The sequence below is a fragment of the Scandinavium manionii genome (assembly GCF_024764775.1).
Taxonomy (GTDB): Bacteria; Pseudomonadota; Gammaproteobacteria; order Enterobacterales; family Enterobacteriaceae; genus Scandinavium; species Scandinavium manionii.
This window is the reverse complement of record NZ_JALIGC010000038.1, coordinates 157,553-172,038: the sequence shown is the minus strand read 5'-3', so window position 1 is coordinate 172,038 and position 14,486 is coordinate 157,553. Positions and strand designations below refer to the sequence as shown.

Below are 14,486 nucleotides of genomic sequence, written 5' to 3'. Positions count from 1 at the left end.
AACAGTGAAGTGCAAAACAGGCTAACAGATGATTTTGATTATTTATGCGCATCCTTATCCGCAGCATTCGCATGCGAATAAACGGATGCTCGAGCAGGCAAGGGAAATCGATGGCGTAGAAATTCGCTCTCTGTATCACCTCTATCCCGATTTCAATATCGACATTGCCGCTGAGCAGGAGGCGCTTTCCCGCGCCGACCTGGTCATCTGGCAGCACCCCATGCAGTGGTACAGCGTGCCGCCACTCCTCAAACTCTGGATTGATAAAGTTCTGTCTCACGGCTGGGCCTACGGGCACGGCGGAAAAGCGCTGCACGGTAAAAGCCTGTTGTGGGCAGTGACGACCGGTGGCGGAGACGATCATTTCGCGATTGGCAGTTTCCCCGGTTTTGACGTTCTGGCGCAGCCATTACAGGCGACGGCGCTGTATTGCGGCCTGAACTGGCTGCCGCCGTTCGCCATGCATTGCACCTTTATCTGCGACGATGAAACGCTTGTCGCCGAGGCCCGGCATTACAAACAGCGTCTGCTCGAGTGGCAGGAGGTGCATCATGGATAGCCATACGCTGATTCAGGCCCTGATTTACCTCGGTTCGGCGGCGCTGATCGTGCCGATTGCCGTGCGTCTGGGATTAGGTTCCGTGCTCGGCTACCTGATAGCAGGCTGCATTATTGGGCCGTGGGGTTTGCGCCTGGTGACGGATGCCGAGGCCATTCTGCACTTCGCTGAAATCGGCGTGGTGCTGATGCTGTTTGTCATTGGCCTGGAGCTTGATCCGAAGCGTTTGTGGAAGCTTCGCGCGTCGGTATTTGGCGGTGGAGCGCTGCAAATGGTCGCGTGTGGTGTCCTGATCGGTGGCTTTTGCATGCTGCTCGGTCTTGACTGGAAAGTGGCTGAACTTATCGGCCTGACGCTGGCACTCTCTTCCACGGCCATCGCCATGCAGGCGATGAGCGAACGGAATCTGACCGTCTCTCAGCTTGGCCGCAGTACGTTTGCGGTGCTGCTGTTCCAGGATATCGCGGCGATTCCGCTGGTGGCGATGATCCCGCTGCTGGCCTCCAGCGGGGCGACTACCACGCTTGCCGCTTTTGGGCTTTCCGCCCTGAAAGTTGCCGGCGTCCTGGAGCTCGTGATTTTGCTCGGGCGCTACGTCACGCGCCCGGTGCTGCGTTTTGTCGCTCGCTCAGGCCTGCGCGAAGTGTTCAGCGCCGTCGCGCTGTTCCTGGTTTTCGGTTTCGGACTGCTGCTGGAAGAAGTGGGCTTATCGATGGCGATGGGCGCATTTCTGGCCGGCGTGCTGCTGGCGAGTTCGGAATATCGCCATGCGCTGGAAAGCGATATCGAACCGTTTAAAGGCCTGCTGTTGGGACTGTTCTTCATCGGCGTTGGCATGTCTATCGACTTCGGCACCCTGGTGACGCATCCGCTACGTATTCTGATTTTACTGGCCGGATTCCTTATCATTAAAGCGGTGATGCTGTGGCTGATTGCACGCCCGCTTGGCGTGCCGAAAGCCCAGCGTCTTTGGTTTGCTGCGCTGTTAGGCCAGGGCAGTGAGTTTGCGTTTGTGGTGTTTGGTACGGCGCAGATGGCGAAAGTACTGGACCCGGAATGGGCCAAAGCGTTGACCCTGGCAGTGGCGCTGTCGATGGCCGCCACGCCGATTTTACTGGTGCTGCTGTCACGCATGGAAAAAGCCAAAGGCGGTGACGATCGCGAGGCGGATGAAATTGATGAAGAGCAGCCGCGGGTGATTATCGCCGGATTTGGTCGGTTTGGTCAGATTACCGGTCGTCTGCTGCTGTCGAGCGGCGTGAAGATGGTCATTCTCGATCACGATCCAGACCACGTCGATACGCTGCGTAAATTCGATATGAAGGTGTTTTACGGTGACGCGACGCGGGTCGATATGCTTGAGTCAGCCGGTGCAGCCCGGGCGGAAGTGTTGATCAACGCCATTGATGACCCGAAAACCAACCTCGAACTGACGGAACTGGCGAAAGCGCATTTCCCGCATCTGCGGATTATCGCCCGCGCCCGCGATATCGATCACTACATTCAGCTGCGTCAGGCGGGTATCGAAGCGCCGGAGCGTGAAACGTTTGAAGGCGCTCTGAAGTCAGGTCGCATGGCGCTGGAAGCGTTGGGGCTTGGCGCCTATGAAGCCCGCGAGCGTGCAGATGTGTTCCGCCGTTTCAACGTGAGAATGATAGAAGAAATGGTCGATATGGCGGATGAAGACGATGCGTCCTTCGCGGCGGCGTTCAAACGCACCAGTGCGATGCTGACCGATATCATCAACGAAGACCGCAGCAACATGTCGATTATTCAGCGTCACGGCTGGCAGGGAACCGAGGAAGGAAAGCACACCGGTAATCCGGCTGACGAACCAGAAGCGAAACCATCGGCATAACGGGCACTTAGTGAGAAGGCGAAAATATTTCGTCTTCTTTACTCTCCCTATTGTCGACGAAAGATTAAGCTTTCCGTATAGTGGCGGCAATTTTTACATCCGGGATATTTCAATGATCAGTCTGATTGCGGCGTTAGCGGTGGATCGCGTTATCGGCATGGAAAACGCCATGCCCTGGAACCTGCCTGCCGATCTCGCCTGGTTTAAACGTACCACGCTCAACAAACCTGTGGTGATGGGTCGCCTGACCTGGGAATCCATTGGACGTCCGCTGCCAGGACGCAAAAACATTGTGATTAGCAGCCAGCCAGGCACTGACGATCGTGTTGAGTGGGTAAAGTCGGTAGATGAAGCGATTGCCGCCTGCGGTGACGCAGAAGAGATCATGGTGATCGGTGGTGGTCGGGTTTACGAACAGTTTCTGCCGAAAGCGCAGCGCCTGTATCTGACGCACATTGATGCGGAAGTGGAAGGCGATACCCATTTCCCGGACTACGATCCGGATAACTGGGAATCGACATTCAGTGAGTTTCATGATGCCGACGAGCAGAACTCGCACAGCTATTGCTTTGAGATCTTAGAGCGTCGATAAGCGTATCCCCTCACCCGACGGGTGGGGGGATAATATTAAGACGCGACGGCTTCTTCTTCGCCGAGATCGAGATGACGATTAGACGGTTGCACAAAGTATTTCTTATCTTCCCAGCGCAGACACGTTAAATCCCCGCCCCAGCAGCATCCGGTATCCAGACCGTAAATCCCTTCCGGCGTACCTTTGCCTTCCAGCGAAGCCCAGTGGCCAAAAATGACGCTGTACTCTTCAGTGACGGGGCCAGGAATAGCAAACCACGGTTTTAGCGGTACAGGCGCGTTTTCCGGCGACTCTTTGGTGTACATATCGAGCTGACCGTTCGGGAAGCAGTAACGCATCCGCGTAAAGGCGTTGGTGATAAAGCGCAGACGTGCAAGACCTGTCAGCTCTGGCGACCAATGGTTCGGCAAATCGCCATACATGGCGTCAAGGAAGAACGGATAGGAATCGCTGCATAGCACCGCTTCAACGTCGCGAGCGCAAAGCTCCGCGGTATCAAGATCCCACTGCGGAGTGATCCCGGCATGGGCCATCACCAGTTTCTTCTCTTTATCAACTTGCAGCAGCGGCTGACGGCGTAGCCAGTTCAGCAGTTCGTCAGCATCCGGCGCTTCCAGTAGCGGCGTGAGTCGGTCTTTCGGCTTATTACGACTGATCCCGGCGAATACCGCCAGCAGATGCAAATCGTGATTGCCGAGAACCATACGCACGCTATCACCCAGAGATTTCACGTAGCGCAGAACGTCGAGCGATGCGGGGCCGCGGGCCACCAGATCGCCTGTCAGCCACAGCGTGTCTCGTCCAGGGGTAAATTCCACCTGCTTTAATAACGCGATCAGTTCATCGTAGCAGCCGTGAACGTCGCCAATAAGGTATGTGCTCATTTTATCAATGGATGAGAGCTGGCACGGCCAGACGGAAAACGGGAATATCAATGCTGAACGGGTTACCGTCAGCGTCGATCATGTCATAGTGACCCTGCATGGTGCCGAGTGGCGTTTCCAGCACGGCACCGCTGGTGTACTGATATTCGTTGCCCGGAGCAATGTGTGGCTGAACGCCGATGACACCTTCGCCCTGAACCTCGGTTTCATGACCGTGGCCGTTAGTAATCAACCAGTAGCGCCCAAGCAGCTGCACCGATCCTCGCCCCAGATTACGAATCGTGACCGTATAAGCAAAAACATAGCGTTCATCGTCCGGCGAGGACTGGGACTCAATGTAGACGCTTTGTACCTGGACACAGACACGGGGCGAATTGATCATGGTTTAGCTCTCCTTCTGAGGCGCATTTTCTGACAGCCAGTTTGCCAGGCGGCAGTACTGGGCCACAGAGATATTTTCTGCACGCATCGCCGGGTCAACGCCAAGCTCAGTCAACAGTTCGACAGAGAAGATATTGCCGAGGCTGTTACGGATAGTCTTACGACGCTGGTTGAACGCTTCGGTGGTTATTCGGCTTAACACACGAACCTCTTTAACCGGATGCGGCAGCGTGGTGTAAGGCACCAGGCGAACAACGGCAGAATCCACTTTTGGCGGTGGCGTAAAGGCGGTTGGCGGCACTTCCAGCACAGGGATAATCTGGCAGTAGTACTGCGCCATGACGCTTAAACGACCATACGCCTTACTGTTTGGCCCTGCAACCAGACGATTTACCACTTCTTTTTGCAGCATGAAGTGCATGTCGGCAATGGCATCAGTATAGCTAAACAGGTGGAACATCAGCGGGGTAGAGATGTTGTACGGCAGGTTACCGAACACGCGCAGCGGCTGGCCCATTTCCTTCGACAGCTCGCCGAAGTTCATGGTCATCGCATCTTGCTGAAAAATGGTCAGCTTTGGTCCAAGGAACGGGTGCGTTTGCAGGCGTGCAGCCAGGTCACGGTCCAGTTCGATGACGGTCAGTTTATCCAGACGTTCGCCAACCGGCTCGGTCAATGCGGCAAGACCCGGGCCGATTTCAACAATGGCCTGACCTTTCTGCGGGTTGATAGCCGAAACGATGCTGTCGATGACAAACTGATCGTTGAGGAAGTTTTGCCCGAAGCGTTTTCGGGCTAAGTGGCCCTGATGGACTCGATTATTCATTGAGAGTTACTGATCATTTTGATGGCGAGATTAAGCGCCGTAATAAAACTGCCGACGTTTGCTTTCCCCTGACCCGCCAGTTCTAGCGCGGTGCCGTGGTCAACGGACGTACGGATAAAAGGTAAACCGAGCGTGATATTCACGGCACGGCCGAAACCCTGGTATTTTAGCACGGGCAGGCCCTGATCGTGGTACATCGCGAGGACTGCGTCGGCATTGTCGAGATATTTTGGCTGAAACAGGGTATCTGCGGGCAGCGGCCCACTCAGATTCATGCCCTTAGCGCGCATTTTTTCGAGCACCGGAATGATGGTGTCTATCTCTTCCATCCCCATATGCCCGCCTTCACCGGCATGCGGATTCAGCCCACACACCAGGATATGCGGCTTGGCAATGCCAAACTTCGCGCGCAGGTCGGTATCCAGAATGGTAATCACGTCGCTCAGGACATCTGTCGTAATCGCATCGCTAATGGCTTTGAGCGGCAGGTGGGTCGTTGCGAGTGCGACGCGCAGCTCTTCTGTTGCCAGCATCATCACCACTTTAGCGGTGTGAGAACGCTCTTCGAAGAATTCGGTGTGTCCGGTAAACGCAATCCCGGCATCGTTGATGATGCTCTTTTGCACCGGCCCGGTAATCAGGGCGGCAAACTCGCCTTCGGTACTGCCATCGCAGGCGCGTGCCAGGGTTTCCACCACATAAGGGCCGTTCAGCACGTTAAGTGTGCCTGGTGTAACGGGAGCCTGAAGGGGGACGGGAAGGAGAGTCAGCGTACCGGCTTTTTGCGGCACAGGTGCCAGAGCGGCATCGTAGGGCAGGAGCGTTAACGGCAAACCGAGCATTGCTGCCCGGTCTGTCAGAAGCGTTTCATCAGCGCAAACCACCAGTTCAACAGGCCAGTCACACTGTGCCAGTTGAACCACGAGGTCTGGGCCAATCCCGGCAGGTTCGCCGGGAGTGATAACCACACGTTGGGGCTGTGTCATCAGTTGCTCAGAATTTTGACGTACGCGCTGGCTCGTTGTTCCTGCATCCAGGTTGCAGCTTCTTCAGCAAACTTACGGTTCATCAGCATGCGGTAAGCCCTGTCTTTCTGTGCTGCATCGGTGCGGTCCACGTTACGGGTATCCAGCAGCTGAATCAGGTGCCAGCCGAACGAGGAGTGAACCGGGGCGCTGATTTCGCCTTTGCTCAGTTTCATCAGTGCATCACGGAATGCCGGATCGTACATGTCCGGAGTGCCCCAGCCTAAATCACCGCCCTGGTTTGCAGAACCTGGGTCCTGAGACAGTTCTTTCGCCGCTTTATCAAAGGTGGTTTTACCACTCTTAATGTCCGCAGCCACGGCTTCCAGCTTCGCACGTGCCTGGTCGTCAGTCATGATTGGCGATGGCTTCAGCAGGATGTGACGGGAATGAACTTCGGTCACAGAAATGCTCTGGCTCTGACCGCGCAGATCGTTCACTTTGATGACGTGGAAGCCCACACCGGAACGGATCGGACCAATCACATCGCCTTTTTTCGCAGTGCTCAGGGCCTGCGCGAAGATGGACGGCAGTTCCTGAATACGTCCCCAGCCCATCTGGCCGCCTTTCAGTGCCTGTTGGTCAGCGGAGTAAGTGATAGCGAGTTTCCCGAAGTCAGCGCCTTTGTTTGCCTGATCGACAACCGAGCGCGCCTGAGCTTCCGCTTCGTTAACCTGATCAGAGCTTGGGTTTTCCGGCAGCGGGATCAGGATGTGGCTCAGATTCAGCTCAGTGCTGGCATCGTTCTGATTGCCAATCTGTGAAGCCAATGCATCAACTTCCTGCGGCAGTACGGTAATACGACGACGAACTTCGTTATTACGCACTTCAGAGATAGTCATCTCTTTGCGGATCTGTTCGCGATAGGTACTGTAGTTCATACCATCGTAGGCCAGACGGCTACGCATCTGATCCATCGACATATTGTTCTGCTTGGCGATGTTGGTGATGGCCTGATCGAGCTGTGCGTCAGTGATTTTTACGCCCATTTTCTGGCCCATCTGCAGGACAACCTGGTCCATGATCAGACGTTCCAGAATCTGGTGACGCAGCGTGGCGTCATCCGGTAATTGTTGTCCGGCCTGGGTTGCATTTCCTTTTACGGACTGCATCAAATTATCGACATCGCTTTCCAGTACAACGCCGTTATTTACGACAGCTGCTACCTTATCGACAACCTGTGGGGCGGCGAAACTGGTATTCGCAACCATGGCGATACCGAGAAGCAGCGTTTTCCAGTTCTTCATACTCTTTCCATTTCAATTAACCGCAAAGCGGATTACGTTTCTAATACCGTGGCGTTACAAAGAGCTTTGGTACGGCATGATGGTCGAACGCAACATCTGCTGTGTGCCAAGACCATAGTTAGAGCTCAGGCCACGCAGTTCGATATTGAAGCCGACGACGTTGTCGTACACACCCTGGACATTGTTAGGATCCCAACCGTTGAGCTTACGCTCATAGCCGAGACGGAGAGCATAACAGCAGGAGTTATACTGTACGGCTATCATCTGATCCGCTGGTTTGTTGGCGTTAGTGTCGTAGTAATACGCGCCAACGACAGACCAACGGTCAACGACCGGCCAGCTTGCCGTCATGCCCACCTGGGAAATCCCGTCTTTATACTGCTGTGCCGTGGAGTAGGAAGGCAGTGTCGCCTGAATATACTCCGGGCTGGCGTAACGGTAGTTCAACTGGACTAAGCGGTTTTCATCGCGACGATACTCGACGGTACCGTTGCCGGTGGCCACGTTATCCAGACGCGTATCGTATTGAATACCGCCACGCAGGCCCCATTGGTCAGTCATGCGCCAATAGGTATCACCGGCCCATACCAACGAGCCTTTTTGATCGCTTTGAGACCATTCGGCTCCTTCATCACCCGTACGCGTTGGCGTGAAGTAGTAGATTTGACCCACAGAAACGTTAAAACGTTCAACGGCGTTTTCATCATAAACGCGAGAGGTGAGGCCGGTCGTCACCTGGTTAGCCGACGCGATTCGGTCCAGGCCGCTGTAGGTCCGGTCACGGAACAGGCCGCTGTAGTCCGATTGCAGCAACGTTGAATCGTACGACATGATATCGCTTTGATCTTTGTACGGCACATACAGGTACTGTACGCGTGGTTCGAGGGTCTGGGTATAGCCCTGTGACCAGTCCATATCGCGCTCAAAGACCATTTTGCCGTCAATTTTAAACTGCGGCAGTACGCGGTTAACGTTTTCTTTCAGATTCGTGCCATAACGGGTGTTGTACCAGTCGACGTCATCCTGCTGATAATGTGTCGCCATCAGCTTGGCTTCGGTGTCGATGCTTCCCCAACCGTTCGACAGTGGCAAATCGATTGTCGGTTCCAGGTGTACACGCGTCGCTTCTGGCATGTTGTCATTAGTGTTTTTGAAATGCACTACCTGACCATAGATATGGGTGTCAAACGGCCCAACGTCATTCTGGTAGTAGTTAACGTCCAACTGCGGTTGTGCGGCATAGGAGTTTGAGTTTTCTGTATCAAAGACCTGGAACTGCTTGCTGGATACGGTGGCGTTAAAGTTCTCAATGGCATAGCCAACGCTGAATTTCTGCGTGGCGTAACCGTCGGTACTGGAACCGTATTTGGAATCAAAGTCGTTGAAGTAGGTCGGATCGCTGACTTTGGTGTAGTCGACATTGAAGCGCCACACCTGGTCCATCACGCCGGCATGTCGCCAGTAGAAGAGCCAGCGACGGCTATCATCGTCTCCAGGGTGTTCGTCTTCGTAGACTTTATCTTTGTTCAAATAGTCGAATTCAAACAGCCCTGCACCCGCCTTAGTCAGATAGCGGAATTCGTTCTCCCACATCACGCCGCCGCGCTTTTCCATATAGTGTGGCGTGATGGTGGCATCGAAGTTCGGCGCGATGTTCCAGTAATACGGCAGGTAGATTTCCGTACCGTTATTACTGCTGTATTTGGCATTCGGGATCAGGAAACCTGAACGGCGTTTGTCACCAATCGGTAGCTGCAGATAGGGGCTATAAAACACCGGCACCGGGCCGATTTTAAAGCGGGCGTTCCAGATTTCGGCAACCTGCTCCTGGCGGTCCTGAATCACTTCGCTTCCGACCACGCTCCAGGTGTTCGAACCTGGCAGACAGGAGGTAAAGGTTCCGTTATCGAGAATGGTATACCGGTTTTCGCCACGCTGTTTCATGACGTCAGCAGTACCACGGCCTTGACGGTCGACCATTTGATAGTCGCCTTTCCAGACGTTGGTATCTTTGGTATTCAGATTGGACCAGGCTTTAGGACCTTTCAGGATCACCTGATTATCGTCATAGTGTACATTGCCCAAAGCATCTACGGTGCGAACCGGATCCGCCTGTCCAGGCGCCTGCTTCTGGTGCAATTGCACTTCGTCTGCCTGTAATCGACTGTTCGCCTGATTAATATCGACATTGCCGGTAAATACGGCATCATCAGGGTAATTACCCTTGGCATGGTCGGCATTGATGGTGACAGGCAGGTTATTAGTATCCCCCTGAACCAGCGGACGGTTATAGCTTGGTACCCCCAGCATACATTGTGATGCGAGGTCGGCCGCCGCACCCTGTTGACTGTACAGGGCGCTGGCGATCAGGGTTGCCAGAAGGGTGGGAATACGTTTTTTCATACGTTTTATTTGTTGTTCCGTCATCTGTGGCTTCGCGGCTTGCAAACGGTCAGAGACTAACGTACTCATCGGTCACGCGCCAGTGTTAATCCTGCCGCTTCGAGCCAGTGGCGTTAGGCACTGTGTAGAATGGCGAGTATGATAAAGCAAATTATAGGTTATGTCCTGCACTGACCATCAGGTCATCGCTGCGAAAATCGCCTTTTATCAAGGCGGAAGTCATTACCTGCGACATGATGATTATGACTATCCGGGGAGTCTATGCAGTATTGGGGTAAAGTGATTGGTGTGGCCGTCGCACTTATGATGGGTGGCGGATTCTGGGGAGCGGTACTTGGACTGCTGATTGGCCACATGTTTGATAAGGCGCGTAGCCGCAGGCTCAACTTTTTTGCCAACCAGCAAGAGCGTCAGTCGCTGTTCTTTGCCACCACCTTTGAGGTGATGGGGCATTTGACCAAATCGAAAGGTCGCGTGACCGAAGCGGATATCCATGTTGCCAGTATTCTGATGGACCGCATGAATCTTCACGGCGAGTCCCGCATCGCGGCGCAGCAGGCTTTCCGTGTCGGTAAAGCGGATAATTACCCGCTGCGTGAGAAGATGCGTGCGTTCCGTGGTGTCTGTTTTGGTCGCTTCGATTTAATTAGGATGTTTCTGGAAATTCAGATTCAGGCCGCGTTTGCCGACGGCTCATTGCACCCTAACGAACGTGAAGTGCTGTTTGTCATCGCCGACGAACTCGGTATCTCCCGCGCCCAGTTTGAACAGTTCCTGCGCATGATGCAGGGTGGCGCACAGTTCGGCGGCGGCTATCAGCAGCAATCGCAGTCCGGCGGTGGCTGGCAGCAGGCGCAGCGTGGCCCTACGCTTGAAGATGCGTGTAACGTGCTCGGTGTGAAATCGACGGATGATGCGACGACCATCAAGCGCGCCTATCGCAAGCTGATGAGCGAACATCACCCGGATAAGCTGGTGGCGAAAGGTTTACCGCCGGAAATGATGGAAATGGCGAAGCAAAAAGCGCAGGAAATTCAGCGAGCTTATGAATTAGTGAAGGAACAGAAAGGAATTAAGTAACCTGTTCTGAATGCCCTCTCCAGCCGGAGAGGGACATCTCAAAAATCTACCGGTGCCTTAAACGTCATGCTATTACCAAACTGCGGGTGGGTGATGGTCAGCATTTCTGCGTGCAGCAGAAGGCGAGGTGCCATTGCCAGTGCTTCAGGCGTGGCGTAGAAACGATCACCCAGAATCGGATGCCCCAGCGCCTGCATATGCACGCGCAGTTGATGCGAGCGGCCGGTAATGGGCTTAAGCAGCACCCGCGCGGTGTTGTCGTTGGCGAACTCCAGCACTTCAAATTCGGTTTGCGCCGATTTGCCTGTCTCGAAACAGACTTTTTGCTTTGGACGGTTCGGCCAGTCGCAGATCAGCGGTAAATCCACCACACCGTCGGCTTTTTCCGGATGTCCCCATACACGGGCCAGATACTGCTTTTTCGGTTCACGCTCGCGGAACTGGCGTTTCAGCTCCCGTTCCGCCGCTTTGGTCAGAGCCACAACAATCACGCCGCTGGTCGCCATATCGAGACGATGCACCGACTCAGCCTGCGGAAAATCACGCTGCACCCGCGTCATCACGCTGTCTTTATGACTTTCCAGGCGGCCGGGGACGGACAACAGGCCACTAGGCTTGTTGACCACCATGATGTGCTCATCCTGATAGAGCACCACCAGCCACGGATCCTGTGGCGGATTGTAGGACTCCAGTACCATACTTTTTTCCTTACTGATGCGTAACGACGATCAGTCGCAGCGCATCGAGACGCCAGCCGGCCTGCGCCAGGGCTTCCATCACCTGTTGACGATTGCTTTCAATCGCTTCCAGCTCGTCATCACGGATGTTCGGATTGACCGCTTTCAGTGATTCCAGACGCGACAGCTCGGCGCTCAGCTTATCGTCAGCTTCCTGACGAGCCGCTTCTATCAGCGCCTTCGCCACTTTTTCTACCTGCGCTTCGCCCTGTTGCAGAATGGCGTGAACGTCCTGCTGCACGGCGTTAACCAGCTTGCTGCCGGTATGACGGTTAACGGCGCTCAGCTGACGGTTAAAGGTTTCAAACTCGACTTGTGCCGCAAGGTTGTTGCCATTTTTATCGACCAGCATACGGACCGGCGTTGCAGGCAGGAAACGGTGCAGCTGAAGCTGCTTCGGTGCCTGCGCTTCAACCACATAAATCAGCTCAAGCAGCAGGGTGCCAACCGGTAACGCTTTGTTTTTCAACAGTGAAATGGTGCTGCTACCGGTATCACCGGACAGGATCAGATCCAAACCGTTGCGGATCAGCGGATGTTCCCAGGTCAGGAACTGCGCATCTTCGCGGGACAGCGCCACGTCACGTTCAAAGGTCACGGTGCAGCCATCTTCGGGCAGGCCCGGGAAGTCCGGAACCAGCATATGATCGGAAGGCGTCAGGACGATCAGGTTTTCACCGCGGTCATCCTGATTAATGCCGATGATGTCGAACAGGTTCATGGTGAAGCTAATAAGCCCGGTGTCGTCATCCTGCTCTTCAATGCTTTCTGCCAGCGCCTGCGCTTTTTCACCGCCGTTGGAGTTGATCTCCAGCAGACGGTCACGGCCTTGCTCAAGCTGGGCTTTCAGCGCATCGTGCTGTTCGCGACAGGTTTTGATCAGCGCATCGAATCCATCGGTATTTTCCGGTGCCGCAAGGTATTCAATCAGCTGCGGATGCACGTTGTCGTAGATGGTGCGGCCGGTCGGGCAGGTATGTTCGAACGCGTCCAGACCTTCGTGGAACCAGCGCACCAGCACTGACTGCGCGGTTTTTTCCAGATACGGCACGTGGATTTGAATATCGTGCGCCTGGCCGATACGGTCCAGACGACCAATACGCTGTTCCAGCAGATCCGGGTTAAACGGCAGATCGAACATCACCAGATGGCTGGCAAACTGGAAGTTACGGCCTTCAGATCCGATTTCAGAACACAGCAGCACTTGCGCGCCGGTATCTTCTTCGCCAAACCAGGCGGCGGCGCGGTCACGTTCAACAATCGACATGCCTTCATGGAACACGGCGGCACGGATGCCTTCGCGCTCGCGCAGCACTTGCTCCAGCTGAAGCGCAGTGGCGGCTTTGGCGCAGATCACCAGCACTTTCTGTGAGCGGTGGCTGGTCAGATAGCCCATCAGCCACTGAACGCGCGGGTCGAAGTTCCACCAGGTTCCGGTATCGCCTTCAAATTCCTGATAAATCTGCTCTGGATAGAGCATGTCGCGGGCGCGTTCTTCTGACGATTTACGCGCACCCATGATGCCGGACACTTTAATCGCGGTCTGATACTGCGTCGGCAGCGGCAGCTTGATGGTGTGCAGCTCGCGTTTCGGGAAGCCTTTCACGCCGTGACGAGTATTACGGAACAGTACGCGGCTGGTGCCGTGGCGGTCCATCAGCATCGAGATCAGTTCCTGACGGGCGCTTTCGCCGTCATCGCTGCTGCTGTTCGCCGCCGCAAGCAGTGGCTCAATATCCTGCTCGCCCATCAGTTCGCTCAGGGCGTTCATCTGTTCGTTATTCAGCTTCTCGCCGCTCAGCAGCAGAGAAACGGCGTCGGCTACCGGACGGAAATTCTGCTGTTCTTCGACGAACTGCTCGAAATCGTGAAAGCGGTTCGGATCCAGCAGGCGCAGACGCGCAAAGTGGCTTTCGAGGCCCAGCTGTTCCGGCGTCGCGGTTAAAAGCAGAACGCCCGGCACGCGTTCGGCCAGCTGTTCGATGGCCTGATATTCACGGCTCGGCGCGTCTTCGCTCCAGACCAGGTGATGTGCTTCGTCCACCACCATGATGTCCCACTCGGCATCGCACAGGTGTTCCAGGCGCTGCTTGCTGCGGCGCACGAAATCCAGCGAGCAGATCACCAGCTGTTCGGTTTCAAACGGGTTGTCCGCGTCGTGCTGCGCTTCGGCATAACGCTCATCATCAAACAGCGCAAAGCGCAGGTTGAAACGGCGCAGCATCTCGACCAGCCACTGATGTTGCAGGGTTTCCGGCACGATAACCAGAACGCGCTCGGCTGCACCGGACAATAACTGCTGATGCAAAATCATCCCGGCTTCGATGGTTTTCCCGAGACCCACTTCATCGGCCAACAGGACGCGTGGCGCGTGGCGACGACCCACGTCGTGGGCAATGTGCAACTGGTGTGGGATCAGACTGGTTCGCTGACCGCGCAGGCCGCTCCATGGCATACGGTATTCTTCACTCTGATACTTACGCGCACGGTAGCGCAGGGCGAAACGGTCCATACGGTCAATTTGCCCGGCAAACAGACGGTCTTGCGGCTTGCTGAAGATGAGTTTGCTGTCGAGCAGAACTTCACGCAGTTCCACGCCTTCTTCTTCGGTATCCAGACGCGTACCGGTGTACGCCAGCAGGCCATTTTCTTCTTTTACTTCGTCAACGCGCAGCTGCCAGCCCTCGTGGCTGGTAATGGTATCGCCTGGATTGAACATCACGCGGGTGATGGGGGAGTCGTTGCGGGCGTACAGTCGGTTTTCACCCGTTGCCGGATAAAGGAGAGTGACCATGCGCGCATCCAGCGCTACGACTGTCCCTAATCCTAACTCGCTTTCTGTATCGCTGATCCAGCGTTGACCAAGTGTAAAAGGCATATAATTTGGGCTCTAT

12 protein-coding genes are annotated in these 14,486 nt (G+C 55.0%); 4 read left to right on the top strand and 8 right to left on the bottom strand.

What is annotated here, in order from left to right:
- The first annotated feature begins 28 nt into the window (after positions 1–28).
- The 3 genes from kefF to folA all read left to right on the top strand — a co-directional run bounded on the left by kefF (position 29) and on the right by folA (position 3,009).
- Positions 29–559, top strand: coding sequence for a glutathione-regulated potassium-efflux system oxidoreductase KefF (gene kefF / locus MUU51_RS12675; RefSeq protein WP_159760971.1), 531 nt, complete (start codon positions 29–31; stop codon positions 557–559).
- Entirely contained in the window at positions 552–2,417 is a 1,866-nt protein-coding gene (kefC, locus tag MUU51_RS12670; RefSeq protein WP_258967869.1) for a glutathione-regulated potassium-efflux system protein KefC, read from the top strand. The genes kefF and kefC overlap by 8 nt, the downstream gene beginning before the upstream one ends.
- 112 nt (positions 2,418–2,529) lie before the next feature.
- Positions 2,530–3,009, top strand: a complete 480-nt coding sequence (folA, locus tag MUU51_RS12665; RefSeq protein ID WP_258967868.1) for a type 3 dihydrofolate reductase — start codon at positions 2,530–2,532, stop codon at positions 3,007–3,009.
- Between the two features lie 35 nt (positions 3,010–3,044).
- On the opposite strand, the gene apaH is transcribed toward folA, so the two are convergent.
- The 6 genes from apaH to lptD are packed head-to-tail and all read right to left on the bottom strand — an operon-like array spanning position 3,045 to position 9,775.
- On the bottom strand, positions 3,045–3,893 hold the full coding sequence (gene apaH / locus MUU51_RS12660) for a bis(5'-nucleosyl)-tetraphosphatase (symmetrical) ApaH (RefSeq protein ID WP_159771184.1): 849 nt from the start codon (positions 3,891–3,893) through the stop codon (positions 3,045–3,047).
- A gap of 4 nt (positions 3,894–3,897) precedes the next feature.
- Positions 3,898–4,275 carry a Co2+/Mg2+ efflux facilitator ApaG/CorD gene (gene apaG / locus MUU51_RS12655; protein WP_258967867.1) on the bottom strand — a complete coding sequence of 126 codons (378 nt, stop codon included), beginning with the start codon at positions 4,273–4,275 and terminating at the stop codon, positions 3,898–3,900.
- Between the two features lie 3 nt (positions 4,276–4,278).
- Positions 4,279–5,100: a 16S rRNA (adenine(1518)-N(6)/adenine(1519)-N(6))-dimethyltransferase RsmA gene (rsmA, locus tag MUU51_RS12650; RefSeq protein ID WP_159771181.1), complete on the bottom strand. Its 822-nt coding sequence runs from the start codon at positions 5,098–5,100 to the stop codon at positions 4,279–4,281.
- Positions 5,097–6,086, bottom strand: a complete 990-nt coding sequence (gene pdxA, locus MUU51_RS12645) for a 4-hydroxythreonine-4-phosphate dehydrogenase PdxA (protein WP_258967866.1) — start codon at positions 6,084–6,086, stop codon at positions 5,097–5,099. Before pdxA ends, rsmA begins: the two co-directional genes overlap by 4 nt.
- Entirely contained in the window at positions 6,086–7,372 is a 1,287-nt protein-coding gene (gene surA, locus MUU51_RS12640; protein ID WP_159771175.1) for a peptidylprolyl isomerase SurA, read from the bottom strand. Before surA ends, pdxA begins: the two co-directional genes overlap by 1 nt.
- A 54-nt stretch (positions 7,373–7,426) precedes the next feature.
- Complete coding sequence (gene lptD / locus MUU51_RS12635) at positions 7,427–9,775, bottom strand: LPS assembly protein LptD (RefSeq protein ID WP_159771636.1); 2,349 nt, start codon at positions 9,773–9,775, stop codon at positions 7,427–7,429.
- A gap of 261 nt (positions 9,776–10,036) precedes the next feature.
- Here lptD and djlA point away from each other — a divergent pair, with 261 nt between their 5' ends.
- On the top strand, positions 10,037–10,855 hold the full coding sequence (gene djlA / locus MUU51_RS12630) for a co-chaperone DjlA (RefSeq protein ID WP_159771172.1): 819 nt from the start codon (positions 10,037–10,039) through the stop codon (positions 10,853–10,855).
- Positions 10,856–10,893: 38 nt separating this feature from the next.
- On the opposite strand, the gene rluA is transcribed toward djlA, so the two are convergent.
- Entirely contained in the window at positions 10,894–11,553 is a 660-nt protein-coding gene (rluA, locus tag MUU51_RS12625; RefSeq protein WP_159771169.1) for a bifunctional tRNA pseudouridine(32) synthase/23S rRNA pseudouridine(746) synthase RluA, read from the bottom strand.
- A gap of 10 nt (positions 11,554–11,563) precedes the next feature.
- Positions 11,564–14,470, bottom strand: a complete 2,907-nt coding sequence (gene rapA, locus MUU51_RS12620; RefSeq protein ID WP_258967865.1) for an RNA polymerase-associated protein RapA — start codon at positions 14,468–14,470, stop codon at positions 11,564–11,566.
- Positions 14,471–14,486 lie beyond the last annotated feature (16 nt).